1 pseudogene is annotated in these 480 nt (G+C 67.5%); it reads left to right on the top strand.

From position 1 onward, the window contains the following. Window positions 1-480: pseudogene (locus ACP2WS_RS11310) on the top strand (hypothetical protein); the annotation flags it as partial.

Raw genomic sequence — 480 nt, 5'->3', positions numbered from 1 at the left:
GGCCAACGGAGACAACCAAATCACCGGAGTCGCGAGCGGTCTGGGAGGCGGCACCCTGGCGAACGCGAGCGGAAGCACCCTCACGAACGCAGCCAACATTGGGGACCTGCAAAACGCGAGCAACGCCGTCACCACGAGCGGGTTGAACTTCACGGGCAACGACGCCACGGCCGGCACCGTTCACCGAGACCTGGGCAGCACCCTGGCCATCACCGGAAGTGCCAGCACCGCGGGCAGCTACAGCGGAGCGAACCTCAAGACCGTCACCAACCCGACAAGCGGGGCCATCGAGCTGCAACTGGCAGACAACCCCGAGTTCACCAGCGTCACCGCCACGGACGGAGCCGGCAACACGACTGTCACCAGCGCAGCGGGCACTACCACGAAGGACGCGGCAGGCAACACCAGCACCCTGAGCGCCACCGGAGTCACCCTCACGCCGACGAGCGGCAACGCCGTGAGCCTCACCACCGCGGGCCT

It is taken from the genome of Brachymonas moutaii (nom. illeg.), assembly GCF_049977365.1.
Lineage (GTDB): Bacteria > Pseudomonadota > Gammaproteobacteria > Burkholderiales > Burkholderiaceae_C > Brachymonas.
This window is presented reverse-complemented; position numbering and strand designations above follow the sequence as displayed.